The organism is Pseudoalteromonas sp. 2CM28B (assembly GCF_023161935.1).
This window is the reverse complement of record NZ_JALNTH010000001.1, coordinates 16,718-38,989: the sequence shown is the minus strand read 5'-3', so window position 1 is coordinate 38,989 and position 22,272 is coordinate 16,718. Positions and strand designations below refer to the sequence as shown.

Annotated in this window: 17 protein-coding genes and 1 tRNA gene; 6 read left to right on the top strand and 12 right to left on the bottom strand. The window is 40.2% G+C overall.

Going from position 1 to position 22,272, the window contains the following annotated elements; genetic code table 11:
• Positions 1-25: 25 nt before the first annotated feature.
• The 3 genes from MTN96_RS00170 to MTN96_RS00160 all read right to left on the bottom strand — a co-directional run bounded on the left by MTN96_RS00170 (position 26) and on the right by MTN96_RS00160 (position 1,983).
• Positions 26-793, bottom strand: a complete 768-nt coding sequence (locus MTN96_RS00170; protein ID WP_024031462.1) for a class II aldolase/adducin family protein — start codon at positions 791-793, stop codon at positions 26-28.
• 166 nt (positions 794-959) lie between these two features.
• Positions 960-1,283 (bottom strand): c-type cytochrome, encoded by a 324-nt coding sequence (locus tag MTN96_RS00165; RefSeq protein ID WP_004587649.1) that lies wholly within the window; start codon positions 1,281-1,283, stop codon positions 960-962.
• 160 nt (positions 1,284-1,443) lie between these two features.
• A complete protein-coding gene (locus MTN96_RS00160; protein ID WP_004587650.1) occupies positions 1,444-1,983 on the bottom strand; it encodes a DUF2058 domain-containing protein in 540 nt (179 codons plus the stop codon).
• A 199-nt stretch (positions 1,984-2,182) separates the two neighbouring features.
• On the opposite strand from MTN96_RS00160, the gene MTN96_RS00155 reads away from it, so the two are divergent.
• Positions 2,183-3,328 carry an MFS transporter gene (locus MTN96_RS00155; RefSeq protein ID WP_248530467.1) on the top strand — a complete coding sequence of 382 codons (1,146 nt, stop codon included), beginning with the start codon at positions 2,183-2,185 and terminating at the stop codon, positions 3,326-3,328.
• On the opposite strand, the gene MTN96_RS00150 is transcribed toward MTN96_RS00155, so the two are convergent.
• Positions 3,295-3,795 carry a prolyl-tRNA synthetase associated domain-containing protein gene (locus MTN96_RS00150; RefSeq protein ID WP_004587652.1) on the bottom strand — a complete coding sequence of 167 codons (501 nt, stop codon included), beginning with the start codon at positions 3,793-3,795 and terminating at the stop codon, positions 3,295-3,297. The two genes, MTN96_RS00155 and MTN96_RS00150, sit on opposite strands and share 34 nt — an antisense overlap.
• Position 3,796: 1 nt before the next feature.
• The gene (locus MTN96_RS00145) at positions 3,797-4,198 is read right to left on the bottom strand and encodes a hypothetical protein (RefSeq protein WP_024031465.1); all 402 of its coding nucleotides are present in this window, start codon (positions 4,196-4,198) and stop codon (positions 3,797-3,799) included.
• A gap of 164 nt (positions 4,199-4,362) precedes the next feature.
• Between MTN96_RS00145 and MTN96_RS00140 the strand changes: the two genes are divergently transcribed.
• From MTN96_RS00140 to MTN96_RS00125, 4 genes are all read left to right on the top strand, one after another.
• Positions 4,363-4,438, top strand: a tRNA-Ala gene (locus tag MTN96_RS00140).
• A gap of 154 nt (positions 4,439-4,592) precedes the next feature.
• Complete coding sequence (locus MTN96_RS00135) at positions 4,593-5,855, top strand: PotD/PotF family extracellular solute-binding protein (RefSeq protein WP_248530465.1); 1,263 nt, start codon at positions 4,593-4,595, stop codon at positions 5,853-5,855.
• A complete protein-coding gene (locus tag MTN96_RS00130) occupies positions 5,855-9,073 on the top strand; it encodes an ATP-binding protein (protein WP_248530464.1) in 3,219 nt (1,072 codons plus the stop codon). Before MTN96_RS00135 ends, MTN96_RS00130 begins: the two co-directional genes overlap by 1 nt.
• Positions 9,074-9,130: 57 nt before the next feature.
• Positions 9,131-11,356, top strand: a complete 2,226-nt coding sequence (locus MTN96_RS00125) for an EAL domain-containing protein (RefSeq protein ID WP_248530462.1) — start codon at positions 9,131-9,133, stop codon at positions 11,354-11,356.
• Positions 11,357-11,400: 44 nt separating this feature from the next.
• Here MTN96_RS00125 and MTN96_RS00120 read toward each other — a convergent pair whose 3' ends face one another.
• Together MTN96_RS00120 and proB are read right to left on the bottom strand one after the other, a co-directional pair.
• Positions 11,401-12,648, bottom strand: coding sequence for a glutamate-5-semialdehyde dehydrogenase (locus MTN96_RS00120; RefSeq protein ID WP_004587657.1), 1,248 nt, complete (start codon positions 12,646-12,648; stop codon positions 11,401-11,403).
• The gene (gene proB / locus MTN96_RS00115; RefSeq protein WP_004587658.1) at positions 12,645-13,751 is read right to left on the bottom strand and encodes a glutamate 5-kinase; all 1,107 of its coding nucleotides are present in this window, start codon (positions 13,749-13,751) and stop codon (positions 12,645-12,647) included. Before proB ends, MTN96_RS00120 begins: the two co-directional genes overlap by 4 nt.
• Positions 13,752-14,602: 851 nt before the next feature.
• Here proB and MTN96_RS00110 point away from each other — a divergent pair.
• Complete coding sequence (locus MTN96_RS00110; RefSeq protein ID WP_024031470.1) at positions 14,603-16,453, top strand: sodium:proton antiporter; 1,851 nt, start codon at positions 14,603-14,605, stop codon at positions 16,451-16,453.
• An 82-nt stretch (positions 16,454-16,535) separates the two neighbouring features.
• Here the strand turns inward: MTN96_RS00110 and MTN96_RS00105 are convergent, their stop codons facing one another.
• The 5 genes from MTN96_RS00105 to hflX form a co-directional block, all read right to left on the bottom strand.
• Entirely contained in the window at positions 16,536-17,174 is a 639-nt protein-coding gene (locus tag MTN96_RS00105) for a tetratricopeptide repeat protein (RefSeq protein WP_248443967.1), read from the bottom strand.
• Between the two features lie 112 nt (positions 17,175-17,286).
• Positions 17,287-18,600 carry an adenylosuccinate synthase gene (locus MTN96_RS00100; RefSeq protein ID WP_004587661.1) on the bottom strand — a complete coding sequence of 438 codons (1,314 nt, stop codon included), beginning with the start codon at positions 18,598-18,600 and terminating at the stop codon, positions 17,287-17,289.
• A gap of 216 nt (positions 18,601-18,816) precedes the next feature.
• Entirely contained in the window at positions 18,817-19,695 is an 879-nt protein-coding gene (gene hflC, locus MTN96_RS00095; RefSeq protein WP_004587662.1) for a protease modulator HflC, read from the bottom strand.
• Between the two features lie 5 nt (positions 19,696-19,700).
• The gene (hflK, locus tag MTN96_RS00090; protein ID WP_004587663.1) at positions 19,701-20,873 is read right to left on the bottom strand and encodes an FtsH protease activity modulator HflK; all 1,173 of its coding nucleotides are present in this window, start codon (positions 20,871-20,873) and stop codon (positions 19,701-19,703) included.
• A 100-nt stretch (positions 20,874-20,973) separates the two neighbouring features.
• Positions 20,974-22,263, bottom strand: coding sequence for a ribosome rescue GTPase HflX (gene hflX, locus MTN96_RS00085; protein ID WP_024031472.1), 1,290 nt, complete (start codon positions 22,261-22,263; stop codon positions 20,974-20,976).
• Positions 22,264-22,272: the final 9 nt, after the last annotated feature.

The following is a 22,272-nucleotide window of genomic DNA, read 5'->3' as shown; positions in this document are numbered from 1 at the left end:
TAAAATTCCTTATTAGCCACGCAGGCTATTGTGCAAAACTGGGATCAAGTCGGTACGCTTTTCGCAGCATGGCAGGCCACGCTAATTGCCCACCTGTGCTGCCGCTATGTACCACATTAGCTTGGTTATAAATATTGTCGATAATTGGCTGCGGCACCGGAATAACCTCTTGTGAGCTGGCTTGTAATGCAAGCTGAATTTCGCAGGCACGTTGCAAGTCATAAAAACGCATAAAGGCATCGCCTACGGTTGGGCCTACGGTTAAGCCACCATGATTTACCAATAGCATATGATTGGTATTGCCTAAATCATCTTGTAATACTTTGCGCTCGTCATCATTTACAGCCAGCCCTTCATAGCCGTGGTACGACAGTGAAGGGAGCGAAAACATAGAGTATTGGCTTAGTGGCAATAGGCCATTTTTTTGTGTAGCAACGGCAATGGTTTCTTTTGTATGTAAGTGAATAACGCAATGAGCATCTTCACGCACTTCGTGAATTGCGCTATGAATAGTAAAACCTGCCGGGTTAATGCTAAAGGGGGTGTCGTCAATAATATTGCCGTGCAAATCAACCTTTACCAGGTTTGATGCAGTTACTTCGTCAAATGTTAAGCCAAACGCATTTACAAGGTAGTGATCAGTGCCAGGTAAACGTGCCGATAAATGCGTGTATATTAAATCCCCCCAACGAAAATGCTCTACTAATCGGTAGCAAGCTGCTAAATCTACACGCAATTGCCACTCTTGCTCCGACACTTTATTTTTTAAATCTAGTTGGGGTAAATCAATCATAATCAGCCTTTTAAAATACGTACAACAACACAAGTACGAATAGATGTTTAGAAGTCTAAAGCAGTATTAATTTTATAGCAAACACAAACAAAACAGCCACACAATTGTGTGGCTGTTTACGCTGCGCTTTAATTTAAAACGATAATACGTTTTTAAACGCGGTGCTTTATTTTACCTTTGAAAGGTAGTCAGCAATTGCTTCAAACTCTTCGTCCGTTACCGTTGCAACCATTGCTTTCATTGCGGCAGTCATACCATTGCTACGCGCGCCCGATTTAATATCTTTCATTTGGGCCACTAAATAGTCTTTGTTTTGACCATTAATTTTAGGGTATGCGCCCATAATAGGTGCTTTACCTTCTGCACCGTGACATGTTTGACACATTTTTTGGGTGTAAAGGGCTTCGCCATCAGCAGCGGCGGCGTTAAACGAAAAACTTGCGGCTAAACTAATACCCGCGCCTACTATTAGTGCTTTCATCTTGCTCATTATATTCACTCTTCTTTTTGACGGTTAGAAAATAGTCTATTGATTGTAGTAAACAATCTAGTAAAAAGCATACGTATCAATTTACGTTAGGCGATCAAACAAACATGACTACGTTTTCAGCCATTGTTGTTAACTTTAGCAAACAATACTGAACAGACACTTACCATACTAAATCATCTGGTACTTCAAAGTCTGCATATGGGTCGTCTTCATCTTTTGGTTTGTTTTCAGGTTCAACATGAAAAACAATGTACTTTTCATCAACTTCTGCGACTTTACGCGCCGGCTCATCATCGAGTACGTAAAACTGCCCTTCCAGTACACAAATAGCTAAACGACCACCCGATAACGCTTTTTGGGTTTTCTCGTTTACGTCTATCCCTTTTACTTTGTTATCGTAAGTAAAATTAAAGGTACGCTCACCGCGGATAGAGTCTTGGTTATGGTGCTCAAGTATTTGCTTAACACGAGCAACTTGCTCACGTTGCTTAAGCTCTTCTTGGCGCGACTGGTTAAGTTCTTCAGCCTTTTTTTGCTGCTCTAATTTAGTTTGCTGTATGTGCTTTTGCAGATCGCTTGGGTTACTGGTAGCCCCTTTTTTTTGCTTTTTTTGTTGCTTACGTTTTTCTGACTTAGCAACTTTAGCTTTGTGCGATGTTGTTAACCCTGCTTGCAGCAATTGGTCTTGTAATGAACCCATGGCTTTGTTCCACTAAAAACTTATATTAGGTTTATTTTAATCACCAACGAGTACAAATAACAGTGCTATTAGCATTAATCTAGCAAAGGGCTGAATATACACTTTGATTTAGCGCAATTGTTGATGATTTAACCTATGAAATATAAGCCATTTTTCATATACTTCGGCTAACTTATCAGCTTATGTTTTAAGCCCTACAATGCGTTTTGCTCATTTACTTATTTGCTCGGTGTTTATATTTTTTGTACTGTACGCACCTCAGCCTTTATTGAGCTTATTTGCTAGCGAATTTAACGTCTCCCCAGCGCTTGCCGGCAGCTTAATGAGCGTAACCATGGTGCCTTTAGCAATTGCACCTTTGGTTTATGGGCTATTTTTAGCCAAGCAAAACCCGCTTATTATTTTACGTATCGCTATGTTTATTTTAGGGGTTAGCTGCATACTGTTTACAGTAGCGCCAAGTTTTGAGCTATTACTTTTGGTGCGCTTTATACAAGGCTTAACCTTACCTGCCGCGCTTACCGCGATGACAAGCTTTATTGGTATACGTTACAGCGCAGATGCCTTACAAAAAAATATGACCTTATACATAGGCAGTACCATAGCTGGCGGCTACTTTGGCCGAGTATTAGCCGCTTTATTTAGTGATGTATGGCATTGGCAAAGTTTTTATTATGTTATTTCGATTGTGCTTATTGGCCTGGCTATAAGTATAAAGCCCACGGGCTTTGTGGTATCTAATCAATCAGCGCTTACGCCGTTAACGTATATTAAGCAGCTAAAAGATGCGGCAGTACTAAAATTGTATGGCGCCGTTTTTTGTATGTTTTTTTGCTTTGCAGCCTTATTAAATTACCTACCATTTATTTTGCAAAACACCTTTTTAATTACAAACACACGCGATATTGGCTTAGTGTACAGCGGCTACTTAATCGGTGCTTTAGCATCTATTGCAACACCTTGGCTTGCTAAAAAAGTGCCTTCAGCTTGGCATTTACTTGCTGCGGTTTTTATCGTGTATAACTTAAGCATTGTATTACTTATAAGCCAGCAACTGAGTGTATTTTTAATCGCGTTTACGTTATTTTGTGCTGCTATGTTTGTTATACACTCAAGCGCTGCTCCGCTTGTTAACAAGATTAGCAAAGCGCCTGCAAGTGTAACAAATGGCGGGTATGTATCGTTTTATTATAGTGGCGGGGCACTGGGCTCGTTATTGCCTGGTATTGTTTATCAACACTCAGGGCAAACTGCATTTATGCTTTGCTTACTGAGTGTGTGTTTTATTGGTTTAGTCTTAGTCACTTTAGGCTATCGAGAAGGTAAAAACATTACCCGAGGCTGATGCCCTGTATGCTCAAAAAAGGTATTTAAATCATTTTTTGAAAGCAGCCAAGTTTGGGTGTTTTCAAACGGGTGACAATGAAACAGCTCGTTAAACCAAATATCTTGATCAAGCCACAAAGTAACATTGCTTTGTTTATCGTTTGCTAAAGCAAGCATAGACACACACCCGGGCGCCACTTTTAAATAACGTGCTAACCGCTCGCTAGAGGCAAACCCCAACCGAGAAAGCCCCTGTTGCTTAGATAGGGTTTTTAAATCGAGCTGTTTGTCGTGTGCGGTAATTACTAAAAAGTGCTTTTTGCCCTCGTTATCACGCAAAAACAAGTTTTTAAGTCGCGTACCTGGGCGCTCCACCATAAATGCATCAGCATCTAAACTGGTATGTAACGCAGGGTGTTCTATTACATCGTAATTTATACCTAATTGCGCTAACAACTGCGCAAGCTTTGCTTTATCGGCCAACATACTACAAACAACGCCCTCTTAGCTGCACACTTAAGTCACGCCATAGTACTTGTGTAATTTCGTGTTTATTTTCACAATAGTTATTTTCACTGAGGGTTTCGTTTAAAAACCTGACGGCTTCATCCTCAAGCTTAAGTTTTAACACACTAGAGTCTTCGAAGTGTTCTTGTTCTATGTAACGTTTTACATCAGAGCGGCTCGGTCTTTTTTCGCCTCGCCCGCCGTTATTTAAGTTTATGTTACTGCGATGCTCAGCCTTTACCGATACAACATAAGCAAATATTTTGTTACCTTGCTCATCCACGTTCTCATAAAACTGCTTGTTATTTATTTCATAAGGAGGCGCTTCATTACTGGCACACCCTGCAAGTAGCAAAGCAAGTATACAGATACTTTTTTTCATTGTTTTTGTCGTTTCGCGAGGTATTTTTCTCGAGTCTATCAAAAATAAACGATAACAGTTAAATATTGCTAAAAAATACTTGACCAAATTTATAAAAATATTTAAAGTTCACCCCGCTTGGAACTCAGCAGCCAAGTAATTACAACTATGTAATTTAGGAATGTGGGGCTATAGCTCAGCTGGGAGAGCGCCTGCCTTGCACGCAGGAGGTCAGCAGTTCGATCCTGCTTAGCTCCACCACTTTCCTACTCTTCTATTACTTCCTATTTTTCATCGTCTTATTATTCTTTTATCTTCTACACAATAACTTTTATATTTGCCCATTCCTTGTTTGTTTAGTCTTTGTTGGCTATAAATTATCTCATCTGTAGCAATCATACTTTTGGCTTAAACAATGGATACCCCTAAACGCACCACGTTAAAAAAGCTCGCTGTCATCGGTTTAACCGCGGGTGTAGTTACACATGTACCATATGTGTTTGCCCGAAAAAAAGTAACCCTAAGAGTCTTAGGAACACATGTAACGCTACAAGAAGCCATTCGTAAACAAGCAATGCTTGATTTAGGCATAAATATAGAATTTTCCCCTGCAGGTAGTGCTGCCGTATTACAAAAAGCCTCCATGGACCCTGGCTCATTTGATTTATATGAGCAATGGTCAAACAGTATAAATGTGCTTTGGCGGGCGGGGTCTATTCAGCCCATAGAAAAAAAACGGCTAACCTACTTTAATGAAATAAATTCTCTTACCAAAACAGGGAAACTCACTCCCGATGCAAAATTAGGTGCAGGCGACGCCCCTTATAAATTACTCAACGTACAAGAGGACGGCACACTAAGCGCAAACGAAAGGGATTACATTAGCTTTTTACCTTATGTACATAATGTTGACTCTTTTGGCTATAACACCGCCAAAATAAAACCTGGTATTGCCTACGAAACTGAAAGCTGGGGCTGGTTACTTGATGATGCCCACCGAGGTAAAGTAGGTATTGTAAATGCACCCACAATTGGCTTATTTGACCTTGCCTTGGCAGCACAAAGCAAAGGGTTAATAACATTTAAAGATATTGGTGCGATTACTCGCTCCGAGCTTGACCGTTTATTTAGTATTTTAATTGACTATAAACGCCAAGGGCATTTTGCAGGTTATTGGAACTCGGTGCCAGAGTCTGTTGAATTTATGAAAAGCCAACGCGTGCACATAGAAAGTATGTTTTCCCCCGCTGTGTCCGCGCTCAATAGTCAAAATGTTAACGTGCGATTTGCCGCCCCAAAAGAGGGCTATCGTGGCTGGCATGGGGTAATGTGCTTATCGTCACAGGTTAATAATAACCAAAAAGATGCCGCATACGATTACATGAACTGGTGGCTTTCCGGGTGGGCCGGCGCATTTATTGCTCGCCAAGGGTATTACATTAGTAATCCACAGCGCTCAAAAGCAATGCTTTCACCAAGTGAATGGGATTACTGGTACTTAGGCAAGCCCACTACGGTTGACTTACTAAACACCCAAAAACAAGTCGCAGTAAAAGCCGGCGAGCAGCGAAATGGTGGTAGCTATTTAAAACGCTTAAGCAATGTAGCTGTTTGGAATAGCGTTATGCCGACTTACGATTACAGCTTGCAAAAATGGTATGAGTTAATAAGCAGATAATGATAACCCGTTCAATAAAATCAAAAATAATAATTGCCCTATGCGTATTAATTACTTTATTAATTTTGCAAAGTTACCTATTCAATTATTCGCAAAAATCACTTTTTGAGCTGCAAAATGCGCAGCACAAAGCTTTATTACAAAGCGAGTCTGTTACCCGTTTAGAAAACGATGTGATTTCTTTACAAAGCCAAGCTATTGCTTATCTAGATCATGCTAATAGCAATACCATTGAAAAGTTTAATGTGCACTTAAATGCTGCAAAAATGGATTTAGATACGCTAAGTACACATTTAAATGAGTATGATGAAAACTATCAAAACAATATAAAGCGCCTTAACGAGTACTTAAATAATTACCAAGATACATTTAATCGCGTAGTCGTTAACAGAACCAAACGAGAGCAGCTGTACATTACACAGTTCAAACAACCTATTGAAGCGCTAAAAGCACAACTTAATGAGCTTAAAAAAAACACGCTAACCAGCAAGCAAAATAAAATAGTGAATACCCTTTTAACTATTAGCAATATAGAACAAGCAACAACCAATTATTTACACAAGCCAAATTATGATGAAGCACAAAATGTGCAAGATAACCTAGCACACTTAAATACCCTACTGGCGAGTATTGAAACCGCTAATGTTAACCTACTTAATAATACTGACGAGCTTGAGCAAGCGTATAGCCAATTAGTTATTTTAACCCGTAGCTACACGTTTTCGATAAATGTAGTTTTAACAGGAATAGAAAACGAGCTGCTTTACCTAGCCGAAAAAATTAGGGATGTAGAGAAGCAAAAGCTCACCCAGACCGAGCAGCAGCTAAGAGACCACGTATTAAAAAGTACCGAAATGGCCAACCTTTTTGCCGCGCTGATCACTGTTATCATAATAGTAATTACCTTTTTTATATTTAACTCTGTCATTAAGCCCATTGCGAAATTAACTAAGCTGTTAAATGATATGAGTAATGAAAAGCAAGTAACACTAAATAGTGATGAGCATCATCAAAATGAAATTAACTCGGTTATTACCGCGGCTAATGCGCTGTATTTAAAAAACAAACAAACAAAAGAGCTACTAGCAGAAACCCAAGCGCTTAATTCTAAAATGGAATTAATGAATAAAGAGCTTACACTTGCCATCACCCAAGCAAAAAATGCCAACCAAGCGAAAGGTGACTTTGTAGCTAATATGAGCCATGAGCTTCGCACTCCAATGAACGGTATTTTAGGCATGCTGCAGCTATTACAAAGCAGTGCTCTTCCAGCAAAACAAAAACACTATGCAGATAAAGCGTTTTCTAGTGCTCAAAACTTACTGCAAATACTTAATAACGTACTCGACTTTTCAAAGCTTGAGTCTGACAAAGTAAAGCTTGAATCAATCCCTTTTACTTTGCATACCGTGGTTTCTAATGTAAAAAATTTATTTTCGGTAAATGCGAAACAAAAAGGGTTGCGCCTTAATTTTGTATTGCATGTTGATGCAGGGCTTGAGCTGATGGGCGATCCACTGCACTTGAGTCAAATTATTAATAACTGTGTAGGTAATGCCATTAAATTTACAGAGCGCGGTGAAGTAACTGTAACAATTGAGGCCACAACACAAGATGAGCAGCAAATACAGTTACGCTTTGGTATTAAAGACACAGGCATAGGCATGACGCCAGAGCAAACCGCCTCAATTTTTGACTCGTTCTACCAAGGCGATTCCAGTACAACACGTAAATATGGCGGCACCGGATTAGGTTTAACTATTTGTAAGCAACTAACCAAGTTACTAGGCGGCGAAATACAAGTACGCAGCACACCCCACGTCGGGAGTGAGTTTTATTTTACACTACCGTTTAAAATGACGAGCAAAGAAGCGCTTAAAAAGCATGCCTTACTAATTAGTCCCGATACTGAGCAAATAAAATCACTCACTAAGTTATTAAGTAACGCTGATATTACTGCAGAAATTACCCAAGAGCCGCTACGTGCAATTGCAAAAATGTCTCAACCGAGTAACCCTTTTAATATTGTGATCATGACGTTGTCACACAAAGAACTAAAAGATAATTTTATTTTGCAGCAACTGTACTTACAAAAACAAAAAAATAAACACAAACTGCTGCTTATTTTACTCATTAACGATCAAGAGCACCCGCAGGCAGTCCCCGATAGCGATCATATTGATATTATAACAATAGGTAATACTCACACTGATTCTCAGTTAATGCGTTTATTATTACCCGACTCAACACAGCTTAAAGAAGGAGAGTCTTACCCACAGTTTACCGGTTACACCGCACTTGCAGTAGATGATAACCCTGTAAACCAAGAGATTCTTGAAGCACTATTAACTAAAATGAATATGACTGTTATCTCTGCAAGTAATGGCGAGGAAGCACTCATTAAAGTAGAAGAAAACGCAATTGATATTATTTTTATGGATATTCAAATGCCAGTGATGGATGGCCTAGAAGCGACGCGAATACTGCGTCAAAGGGGATATACAACGCCTATTGTTGCTGTAACTGCAGCTGTATTTTCTAATGATAAGAAAGCCGCCATTCGAGCAGGCATGGATGACTATTTAGTCAAGCCGTTATTATTTGGTCTGCTTTGTGACAGCATAGAAAAGCATCTAACAAAAACCCATACGTTAAGTACATTAAACCTCAATGTAGCACGCTCTAATCTTGAAGATAATAATGAACTCATTAATTCAATATTCACTAAGTTTAATACCGATTACAGCCACTTTATGGAGGTAGCTGTAAAGCACTTGAAAAATAATGAGCATAAAACATTAGCTAGAGCGATGCATAACTTAAAAGGCTTAGCCGGCACCCTAGGGTTAGAGCTACTAGAGCAAAGCGCTAAAAAAGCAGAGTTAGAACTGAGCAGTAACGCATGCACCGATCTTAGTGTTTTTAATGAACAATTGACCTTAGCACTTTATGCAGTAAGACAGCTACTGGTAACAAACTCTTATAATCATCAGCCAGAAGCTATGAGCTCTGGGCAAAATCCAGATACATTAATTGATGAAATCTATTCTTTAGCGTTATCTGCCCGTCCTATTCCTAGTAAATTAGTTAGAGAAATTGCGCTTCAAAAATTCGATCATTCCCATCCATTATTCAAGCTAAAAGAGGCAATAGATAACTTTAACTACGCTTTAGTGATTAAACTTATCAACGATTACAGAAATAACTATAAAAACTAGACAATTATGGCAACTATAAACTAACTTTAAGAAGTAATTAAAGAATAAGGATTTAGTGTGCATTCAACCTTTCTAGCTGGCAACAATGAACCTGCAGTAGCTCAACCGCGAAAGCCTTTGATACTCATTGTTGATGACGAACCTAGCAACCTACATGTATTAGTTGAAGGCCTACTTGCAGACTACGATGTACGCATTTCAACAAGTGGTGAACAAGCGCTTGTATTTGTTGAATCCACACGCCCAGATTTAATTTTACTCGATATTATGATGCCAGGCATGGATGGCTATGAAGTATGTAAAATATTAAAAGCAAAGCAAAACACCAAAGGTATTCCCATCATTTTTGTTACCGCACTTACCGAAGAGGAATCGGAAGAAAAGGGCTTTACAATGGGGGCCATTGACTACATTCATAAACCCTACAAATTAGCTTTGGTTAGAGCACGCATACGCACACATATTACTGCGCAAGGCATGCTAGACAGACTCATTGAAAAAAACTTTGACTTACACGACAAATTACTAGAAATAGAAGCTCTTGCCAAAGAGTTAAGCCAGCGTGAGGAAGAGCTAAAGCAGCTGTCATCTAAGCAAAAGTTATTTTACCAAGCGCTTACCAGCACGGCCGACGGTGTTGTAATTACTAATAGCGAAGGAAAAATTATCGCTGTTAATCCATCGTTTTGTAGAATTACCGGCTATTGCGAGGCCGAATCGCTGGAAATGGATCTAAAAGATATTAAAAAGAATAACCACCCTAATATCAGCTTTGACAAGGTCTGGAAACACGCAAACGAAGCAGGCTACTGGAGTGGTGAGCTTGTCACCAGAAGAAAAAATGGTGAGTTATACCCTGAGCTATTAACACTAAGCATGGTAAAGGGCGAGCAAGACACCAACATTCACTACATTGGCGTTTTTAGTGATATTTCAAGCGTAAAAGTAACGCAAGAACGCATAGATTACCTAACTTGGCATGATGAGCTTACTAAGCTGCCAAACCGTAACGGTTTTTTAAAGCAATTAGAACAACAACTACAAGATTGTAGTAGCGACAAGACCTATGCCTACATTTATATTATCGACATTGATAGCTTCCATTCTATTAATGATGGTTTAGGGCTATTAGCAGGGGATAATATTTTAAAGGAGCTTGCTCAGCGTATTCATGCCAATGTAGATAAAAAAGATATTATTGCACGCTTAGGCAGTGATGAATTTGCCGCCTTATGTAGCGTAGATAAAGGAATTGGGCGTACACGCGCTCAATCAATCGCTGAAAACAAAGCGCAAGAGCTTTTAAACGCAGTCAACCGCCCTTTTGACGTTGATGGGCAAGAGGTTAGCTTAACAATTAGTATAGGCACTTATATTTTCCCGCGAGACGATGTATGGGAAAGTGCTATTGAGACAATAAGAAATTGTGAAGCAGCCTGCTATAAAGCCAAAGAAAAAGGCGGAAACAGAGTTACTTTTTTTGATACCTCATTTGGCGAGCAAGCTAAACGACGCTTTGAAATTGAACAAGACTTAAGAAAAGCCATTCCGCATAATGAGCTATCCATATTTTTGCAGTCGCAATTTGATAGTAAGCAAACGTTAAAAGGCGCAGAAATACTGCTGCGCTGGGATCACCCTCAAAAAGGCTTCATAAGCCCATGTGAATTTATATCAATAGCTGAAGAATCTGATGTTATTTTTGAATTAGACTGCTGGGTTACGACTAATGCACTTAATTTACTTACCAAGCTTAAATACAGCCACCCAAGTTTGAATATTTCAGTAAATATAAGCGGTCGACATTTTCATGAACCGCGATTTTTAAACTTTATAAGCCAACAAATTAAAAGTGTTGATATTAATCCTCAGCAACTCACTATAGAGATAATAGAGGGGACGCTACTTAATCACATGGAAGCGGCCATTGAAGCCGTGCACTACCTTAAAAAGCTGGGCGTACGCGTATCAATAGATGACTTTGGCACGGGCTACTCAAGTTTAACCTACTTAAAACAGTTACCTATTCATGAGCTAAAAATAGATCGCTCATTTGTACTTGAAGCCCCCACTGATAACAACGATAAATTAATTATTGATATGATTGTCAGCCTTGGTAGGTTGTTTCAATTAGAAGTGGTAGCGGAGGGGGTCGAGAATCAATCGCACTTTGACTTATTACAAGAGTACCCTGAGGTTATCCTACAAGGATACCATCTGCACCGGCCTGAGCCATTAGAAAGCTGGCTAGAAAAACTAAACCATACTTTGCAAAATGCATAAAAAACGCCGATTAAACAATCGGCGTTTTTTATATGTGAAGTATATTACTTACGTACTTGGCCTTCGCCATTAACTAAATACTTTTCAGTTGTAAGTGACTCAAGCCCCATAGGACCATAAGCATGTAGCTTAGTTGTAGCTATACCAATTTCAGCACCTAAACCTAATTGCGAGCCATCTGAGAAACGCGATGATGCATTTACCATCACTACCGATGCATCAACACTGCGTTGGAAAAGCTCAGCCGCAGTATCGTTTTTAGTACAAATAACCTCAGTGTGGTTTGAACCAAATTGAGCAATATGCTCCACTGCAGCACTAAAGCTTGGTACCACACGAATAGCAATTTCTAAATCTAAGTATTCTTCACCAAATTCATTATCAGCAAGTACTGTAGCATTATCGAAGTATTTTGCGGCTTGCTCATCTGCATTAATTTTCACACCTTCTTGGCGCAATACAACGGCACATAAATTTAAAAATTCATCAGCAACGTCTTGGTGAACCACTAGCCCTTCAAGCGCATTACATACGCCTGTGCGCTGTGTTTTACCATTTAATAGTAAATTAAGTGCAACCTCTAAGTCGGCATCTTTATCTACGTATAAATGACACACCCCTTTAAAGTGCTGAATAACAGGAATAGTACTGTTTTCTGTAACAAAGTTAATTAAGCCTTCGCCACCTCGTGGGATGATTAAATCAATACTTTCGCGTTGCTGCATTAGCTCCATAAGCAACGCACGGTCTGGATCAGGAATAACTGAGATCAGCGCTTTAGGTAAGTTATGTTTTTCAAGTACACCGTGCATTACACTCGCAATGGCTTGCGAGCTTTTAAGGGCTTCTTTACCGCCGCGTAAAATAACACCATTACCCGATTTAAAACACAATGCGCCTGCATCCGCAGTTACATTAGGACGCGCTTCGTAAATCATACATACAACACCTAATGGCACACGCATTTTACGTATTTTAATGCCATTTGGGCGCTCTGTAATGTCGCGTAGCTGACCGACTGGATCATCTAAACTTACAATAACTTCAATACCCTCTGCCATTGCTTCAATGCGCTCTTCGTTAAGCGTTAGGCGGTCGATCATCGAAGCGGCTAAGTTATTATCGCGTGCTGCGCTTAAATCACTTTCGTTTTCTTTAATTATAAATGCTTTTTCTGCGCGTAATGCTGCCGCCATTTCGGTTAACACTTGGTTTTTGGTCTCGGTGTCGAGTAAAGCAAGTGTGTTTGCAGCTTTTGCTGCCTGGCGTGAAATATCCGTAATCAAACTCATGACTTCTCCAATAATGCGATATCTTTTTCTGAAATAACAGGACCAATAGAATCCTGCATTTTTTCGCTAAATTCACTTTGCTCGTTATCTGCAATAAAGCTTAACAAGCAACTACTATAATTTGCGGTGGCTTTTGCTAAACGTGTGCCATCCTCGCTTCTAACTAAAATGGTATCGCCAATGGCAAACTCACCATGAACTTCCATTATTTCGTCGCCACGTATGCAACCGTTTTCACCTTCAAGAGACTCATCAAACGAGCCATCTACAACTACTTCACCTTGCTCATTGGCTGTATGCGTCATCCAGTGCACAGCTTCTTGCATTGGTTTTTCATAAGGAAGGAAAACACTACCAGGGTTGTCACCTGCCAATAATCTATTAAAGGTTTCTTCTTTAAAGCCATTAATAATATAAGTAGCAATACCGTGAGACGTTGCTTTTTCGGCAGCTTCAATTTTGGTTTTCATGCCACCGGTTCCTACAGAGCTTGTAGCACATCCTGCCATAGCATAAATAGACTCATCAATTGATTTTATTTCAGGCAGTAAAACTGCATCGTCGTGCAAATTTGGGTTTTTATCATACAGCCCATCCACATCAGAAAAAATCATTAATGCATCGGCATCAGCGGCCGCGGCTACCATGGCCGATAAGTTATCGTTGTCACCTACTTTTAAGTCATCAGTTGTTACAGCATCATTTTCGTTAATGATAGGCAATACACCATGCTCTAACAAAGTAAAAATAGTTTCGCGAATACTTTCATAGCGCTCACGGTCACGCAAATCACCATGGGTTAATAATAATTGCGCTGAAGGAAAATCGAAAAAGCGATCCCACATGGCCATCATTTCAGTTTGACCTGCCGCTGCCATCGCTTTTTTCATCACAACTGAACGTGGAATGTCAGATGGGAATAAGTGTGAGCCTGCAGCTACTGAGCCTGAAGATACTAAAATAACTTCAATACCACGAGCACGACAGCGAACAATAAATTGCGCAATGGTTAATAAGTAGCGTGAACGGCACCCATCTTGATCTGGAGCAATTAATGCACTACCTACTTTTAAAACAATACGACGCCAATTTAACTTTTGCATAAAATCTCAACTTTCCATTTTATCTGCATTCACATAGTGTGAACTAAAACTAGGTAATTGCGAAAAAAACACGCAATTTCGAATAGGTTGTTTGTTTATACACTTTTTAAACGCACGCAAATACACGACCTAAAATTGCTTTTAGATTTGTAAAGACATGAAACAGCACCAACCAAATTAAATGGAGGTCTATTAAATATAAAAATAAAAAGTGTTGTTTATGTATCGCTGTAAAAAGCTGTGTGCGGCCTTTTTGTTAACAACATACATAGAGCCTCTAAAGTCAGATACACCAACAGATAGGGTGATGACTTAAGGACCGAGATTTAGCCGCCACGATGGGAGCTAAACATTGAAAGTAATAGTTCAACTCAAACATTTATTTACTTAATTGCTTAAATAAACTTGTTTGAAAAAACCATACCAAGATATTCAATAATACAATAGCTACTAATTAATGGTAAAAATAGCGTACAAATCTATTATTACAGGGCAAATATGACGCTAGTATTAATACATACCGTTATTTTGCAAAATTATATTTAGATGACTAATTGTTTGAACTCTAAATATAATACGACATTTCAAGGGGTAAGATCAAGGCTAAAAATCACTCTAATGTAGAGCTACGCCTCACTTCTAAGCGGTTAATCATTTAAAATCAAGGGGTTATATTTATTTTTGAGTTTTAATTCAATTTTTATAAATAAATCAATAAGTTTAACCTACAATTTTTGTATTAAGCGCTAAAATTTTATTAGCAAATTAAACATTTCACGTGTATACCCCTGTATTAATATTTAACAAAAGTTATACTTTTCACATTGTGATAAATAAGGAATTCTTAATTTATGTCAGCAATTTATATAGCCGGTATCGCACTTTGTTCGGTGCTTGCCCAATGGGTAGCGTGGGCGTTTAAAGTACCCGCTATCTTGTTCTTATTGCTTACCGGTTTATTGCTAGGGCCGTTTAGTGGTGTATTAGACCCTGATGCTTTACTGGGTGATTTATTATTTCCTGTTGTGTCACTGAGCGTGGCTGTCATTTTATTTGAAGGCTCCCTTACTTTGCACTTTAGAGAATTAAAAGGCATAAGTAAGGTCGTACGTAACCTGTGCTCTATCGGCATGATCACCACCTGTGTGGTAATAAGCTTAAGTGCCTATTGGTTACTTGAGCTTAACTGGCGGGTGGCTGCAGTATTAGGCGCTGTGCTAGTAGTAACAGGGCCTACGGTAATCGCCCCTTTACTTAATTCGATGCGCCCAACACAAGATATTGACCGTATATTACGATGGGAAGGCATTGTAATTGACCCAATCGGCGCTCTTTTTGCTGTGCTTGTATTTGAAGCAGTCATGCTGGTAGGCCAAGGAGAAGTGCTTAGCCACACTATTGTTGCACTTGTTAAAACAGTCGGCGTAGGGCTTTCTATCGGTGTTGTTGCGGGGTGGATCACCACACAGCTTATGCGCCGTGAATGGCTACCGTTTGAACTACATAAATTTGGCATACTTGCCTTGGTGCTTATTAGCTTTTCGGTATCTAATCACTTAAGTCATGAATCGGGATTATTGGCTGTTACCGTATTTGGTATTTGGCTTGCCAATCAAAATGATTTAGAAATCGATTCTGTACTTGAGTTTAAAGAAGACTTATCGATGATTTTAATATCATCACTGTTTATTTTACTTGCTGCGCGGCTACAGCTTTCTGACTTGATGATGTTAGACAGCGACGTATTTATATTCCTTGCAGTGGTGTTATTTATAGCGCGTCCATTGTGTATTGCCATATCTACTTTTGGAACTGACTTGCCAATGAAATCGCGCTTGGTGCTATCGTGGATAGCCCCTAGAGGTATTGTTGCAGCTGCTGTTGGGTCGGTGTTTGCGCTAAGTATGATGGAAGCTGGCGTAGCTGATGCAGAAAAAATGGTGCCGTTAATATTTACCGTTATTATCATCACTGTGGTATTGCAAAGCTTAACTGCTATTCCTGTTGCTAAACTATTGGGCGTGCGCCAACCTTCTCCAAATACCATACTGATTATTGGTGCAAACCATGTATCTCGCGCTATAGGTAAAGGTTTACAAGAGCAAAGCATTCCTGTTCATCTATCAGACCCCGCATGGGAGAACTGTAAAATGGCTCGTATGGACGGCCTTGCCTGTTATTATGGTAACCCACAATCAGAGCATGCTGAGCGTTACTTGCCGCTCACAACAATAAGAACGGTATTAGCACTTTCACCAAACCGCCACCATAATGCGCTTGGTGTACAATATTTTTCTCACTTGTTGAATGAAAAAAATGTATTTTCACTGCGCTCATCTACCTCGCATGCTAAAGCGAATAAAGACAGTGCAACATTCCTATCTAGACAAATTTTGTTTGGTGAAGATGGCTCTTACGCTCGCCTAAGCAGTATTATTGCTAAAGGCGGTAAAGTAAGTGCAACGCGTATTTCAGAAGAATTTGATTGGGAAAAATACCAAGAGATGAACCCTGAAGCGATCCCGTTGTTTATTTTAAAAGGTGATAAAGACAACGACGACGATACGCCAGTAAAGCTTCGCCCATTTACCAGTAATATGGAAAAGCCACCGCAGGAGGGCGAGCGTATCTTTGCACTTCAGCCGCCAAAAATGTCGGTCTTAAAAGACCCCGCTAAAACAAAAAATAAAGAAGAGAGCTAACCTCTTTTTAGTTATTGCAAAAAAGCCCTAATTAAATATTAGGGCTTTTTTATTTTATAAAAATAGCGTGCATTATCGACACTTACATGGGTAATCTCGCGCGGGCAACAACACTATCGGGCATTTTTTGAGCGAGTAAGCTAAGCGCACGCTCAATTTTTTTATGCGTTGCTTTATCTGCCACCATGGCATTGAATAACCAGCGATACGCATCTTCAAAGTCACGTGGGCTTCCGTAGCCTGCATTAAAAAGCTTAACCAGCCTTAGCTGTGCTTTTAAGTTCCCTTGCGCTGAGGCCTCTCGTAAGTAGGTAATGGCCATCGCTTTATCTTGCTGCACTAAGCGACCCGTGTCGTAATAACGTCCAAGCTGCTCTAATGCAGCCGCTAAGCCTTGTTCAGCCGCTTTACGCATGTAGTACACACCTAATTCCACATTGCGTTCAACACACACGTTATATGCCAGCATATCGCCATATAAAAATTGGTAAGATGGCAGCGCCATTTTATTGGCCCTTGCCTCTATATCTTGTACTAATTGGCAATCATCTGCCTTTACACGCTGCAAATGTGTATTTTTATTTATTAGTGCAATCAGCTCCGGTTCGGTATAAAGCGGCACCGCAGCGGGCGTTTCTTCAGCTAACACATTGCTACTTATAGATAAAAGTAACGGAGTGAGCAAAGACGCTAGAAAAGTGTTACAGGTAGATAGGCGCATGTTTACCACGTATAAAATAAAACTTATCAAATAATATACAAAGATCGTTCCAAGGTGAATTTTAGGCATAAAAAAAGCTGCAAAAAGCAGCTTTTTTTTAAACTAATGGTGATTAAGCAAACGGGTTGCGAAGTACCATTGTTTCTACACGATCTGGGCCGGTAGAAATAATATCAACAGGTACACCTGTGATTTCTTCGATACGCTTGATGTAGTCAATCGCAGCTTTTGGTAAGCCTTCAAGGCTAGTTACACCAACTGTGTTTTCAGACCAACCTGGCATCTCTTCATATACTGGTGTTACTTTCTCGTAACCCTCAGCAGCTAATGGCGTTACATTAGTCACTGTGCCATCTTCAAGCTGGTAACCAGTACAGATTTTAAGCGTTTCTAAACCATCTAAAACATCTAACTTAGTTAAACAAAAACCAGAGATGCTGTTGATTTGAACTGCGCGGCGCATTGCCACAGCATCTAACCAACCAGTACGGCGTAAACGACCTGTTGTCGCGCCAAACTCATGACCTTTATCACCTAAGTGCTTACCCACTGGGTCTTGTTTTTCAAGGCCATCGTAAAGCTCTGTAGGGAAAGGACCAGAACCAACACGTGTAGTGTACGCTTTAATAATACCTAACACGTAGTCAAGGTTTAATGGACCAAAACCAGCACCAGTCGCAACGCCACCAGCTGTGGTGTTTGAAGAAGTTACATAAGGGTAAGTACCGTGATCGATATCAAGTAATGTACCTTGTGCACCTTCAAATAAAATGTGTTCGCCCGCTAAACGTGTTTGATCTAAAAGCTCAGTTACATCAACAACCATTGCTTTTAAGATGTCTGCAACAGCCATTGCATCATCAAACGTTTTTTGGAAATCAACAGCATCTACTTTGTAGTAGTTAACTAAAGTGAAGTTATGGTATTCAAGTACTTCTTTTAGTTTAGCTGCGAATAATTCTGGATTGAATAAGTCACCTACGCGTAAACCGCGACGGGCTACTTTATCTTCGTACGCAGGACCGATACCACGGCCAGTTGTACCAATTGGCTTGTCGCCGCGAGCAGTTTCGCGAGCTACATCTAATGCAACATGGAAAGGCAGAATTAACGGACATGCTTCACTAATTAAAAGACGCTCACGTACAGGTACGCCACGCTCTTCTAACATGCCAATTTCTTTCATTAGCGCTTCTGGCGATAAAACCACACCATTACCAATCACACATTTAACATTGTCACGTAATACACCCGATGGAATAAGGTGTAGAACTGTCTTTTCACCGTCAATAACTAAAGTATGACCCGCATTGTGGCCACCTTGGTATCGAACTACTAAAGATGCTTTGTCTGTAAGGAGATCAACAACCTTACCCTTACCTTCGTCACCCCATTGGGTGCCTAATACAACAACGTTTTTACCCATTGTAAATTCACTTCGAGAAAATTAGGACGAGATTTTACCAGAAAACGGAAGTAAAGATCACCCCTGTTCAGCTTATTTTTTCTGCGCGTATTTTTTAGGCCATCACACTTTTTAAATAACCACATATATAACAGTAATTTAAAGTTTTAAATTATGCTTAACAAAAAGCCCCGCATAGGCGGGGCTTTATAACTTTTTAAATGATTAAGGCATTGCTTATTGCGCTGCAGCGCCTTTCATATATTTAAAGAAGTCACTATCTGGTGAAAGTACCATAACATCTTGTTTATCTTTAAAGGTCTTTTTATACGCCTCTAAAGAACGAACAAAACCAAAGAACTCTGGATCTTTGTTGTATGCTTTAGCATAAATAGCGGCAGCTTCTGCATCACCTTGACCACGTACTGAGCGCGCATTACGCTCTGCATCAGCAAGCATTACCGTTACACGGCGGTCAACATTAGCACGAATAGTTTCTGCTTTTTCTTGACCTTCCGAGCGGTGCTCTTTTGCAACAGCAGTACGCTCAGCGCGCATACGTTGGTAAATAGAGCTACTCACTTCTTGTGGTAAGTTAATTTGCTTAACACGCACGTCAAGTACTTCAATACCTAACTCGCGCGCACTTTCAGAAGCTTGTACTAACGCCTCTTCCATTAGCTCACTACGCTCACCCGATACAATCTCGCGAATAGTACGCGTACCAAAGTTAGTACGCAGACCATTATTAACTTTTTGCTTTAGTAGTGTTTCAGCGTATTGCTTATCACCACGAGCACGAAGGTAAAATGCGCTAAAGTCGTTTACGCGCCATTTAACAAACGAATCAACAATTAAGTCTTTTTTCTCGCTTGTTACAAAGCGGTCTGGCGTGCCATCTAGCGTTTGAATACGTGCATCAATACGACGTACTTGGCTAAAAAATGGTACTTTTAAGTGAAGGCCTGGGCTGTATACAACGGCTTTGTCTTCACTGTCTTTTTCAACTTTGCTAAATAGCAACACAATCGCTTTTTGCCCTTCAGGTACTACAAATACCGCAGAGAAAGACATAACAATGGCAGCTAATAGTATGACTAAACTAAAGTTTTTCATTACGCTTATCTCCCGTTATTGTTAAAGCGATCACTGTTAAAACGGTCATTACCGCTATTCACAGTGCTATTTCGTGATGTATTTACTTTATTGCGTAAATCTTGAATATCACTTGAGCTTGGTAAAGCTACACGTGTTGCAGTGCCTTGCTTTTCCATAATTTTATCAAGTGGTAAGTACATCATGTTGTTACCGCCTTTAACATCAACAATGACTTTAGAACTGCTGCTAAGCACCTCTTCCATAGCATCAATGTATAAACGTTCGCGCGTTACTTCTTTAGCTGCTTGATACTCAGGTAATAGCTTTTCAAAACGAGCCACTTCACCTTGTGCTTCAAGTGTAATGCGTTCTTGATAACCTTCTGCTTCTTGCGTCATACGTGTTACTTGACCACGCGCGCGCGGTTCAATTTCACGTGCATACGCTTCTGCTTCACGGATGAAACGCTCTTCATCTTCTTGTGCGGCAATAGCGTCATCAAATGCATCTTTTACTTCAGTTGGTGGACGCGAATCTTTAAAGTTCACATCGGTCACAATTAAACCTAAGTTATACGGTTCGATGATTTTATTAAGCTCATCCCACGTATTTTGACGAACAACTTCACGGCCATTAGTCAGTACTTGGTCCATTTTTGCATGGCCAACAACGTAACGTAACGCGCTATCAAGTGCTTCTTCTAAGCTGTTATCAGCATTAGTTACGCTAAACTTGTAAAGGTACGGGTCAATAACACGGTATTGCACTTCAAACTCAACGCTTACTACGTTTTCATCTTCCGTTAGCATAAACCCAGATGCAGATAATGAGCGTACAGCTTCAATATCTACGGGAATAACCGTTTCAATAAAGGTCATTTTCCAGCGTAAGCCTGGCTCTGCAATACGGTCATACTTACCAAATTGCAGTACCACACCACGTTCGGCTTCTTTAACCGTATAAATACCACTTAACGCCCACACAATTGCGGCGATAATGAGGATAAATGAAATACCGGCTCCGCCAAGTCCACCGCCACTATTATTGCCGGATTTTTTTCCGCCAAATATGCCGCCTAACTTGTTGCTAAACTTACGGAACACCTCGTCTAAATCAGGTGGGCCTTGATCACGTCCGCCTTTATTGTTCCACGGATCTTTGTCATTGCCATTATTACCCGGTTCATTCCAGGCCATAGCTATACTCCATTGTTATCTAAATAAATTAGGAAATTGTGTTAAATCTATCAAATCTACCGCGTTTCTCATACAAAAACCGACATTTATATGCCAATTTTTAATCGCGATTGATAAAACCCTCAATTTCAGGACCAAACTCTTTAATTAATCGGTTCCATTCAACCATAGGTAAACGTACATCCAACAACCAGTTACCATGTTCATCAAAGCGCTCTTCATGGACTGCACTTAAGCTAAACAAAGACGCTCTTAACCGGCCATATTGAGGGGCAAGTAATAACGTACCACTAAGCATTTTCTTAGCAAGCAGGTCACTTATTGCTTCGCTAAGTAGCTCACACCCTTCGCCGGTTTGTGCAGATAACCATACTCTTATAGGCTGTCCTTGGTCATCCCGATCAATTCGTGGGCTTACATCATCAAGCGCATCAATTTTGTTATAAACTAATAATTGCGGTACTTCATCAGCTTCAATCTCTTTTAAAACCGACTGTACTTCCTCTATGTTTTCGCGTCTGCGCGGGTCTGCCACATCAATTACATGTAATTGTAGGTCGGCTTCACGCGTTTCTGTTAATGTTGCTTTAAAGGCTGCCACTAAGTCATGTGGTAAGTGGCGAATAAATCCTACTGTATCGGCCAAAATAACCGAACCAACATCACCTATATCAAGTTTACGTAGTGTTGGGTCAAGCGTGGCAAAAAGCTGATCCGCTGCGTATACATCTGAGTCTGTTATACGGTTAAACAGGGTTGATTTACCCGCATTGGTATACCCTACAAGCGACACGGTAGGAATTTCGTTACGCGTACGCGCACGTCTACCTTGCTCACGTTGTACAGCAACTTTGGCTAATCGGGCACGAATATTTTTAATGCGCGCGCGCAATAAACGTCTATCGGTTTCAAGCTGTGTTTCGCCTGGGCCTCGTAAACCTATTCCCCCTTTTTGGCGCTCAAGGTGAGTCCACCCTCGGATTAATCGAGTAGACATATGCCTAAGCTGAGCAAGCTCTACTTGTAGCTTACCTTCGTGGGTACGGGCTCTTTGGGCAAAAATATCAAGAATAAGTGTTGTTCTATCAAGTACACGACATTGGCAAACGCGCTCTAAATTACGTTCTTGAGACGGACTTAATTGATGATTAAAGATGACAACATCTGCATTGTGGATTTTGACAATCTCAGCTATTTCTTCTGCTTTACCGGTACCGACGAATAGTTTCGGATGTGGTGCTTGGCGGCTGCCTTGCACAACCGCCAAACTACTAACACCAGCAGAAGATACCAACAACTCTAATTCATGAAGATCTTCACGATCGCCATCTTTAGGTAAGTCGATATGAACTAAGACTGCCTGTTCGCCGGATTCATAGCGGTCAAACAAGCATTACGC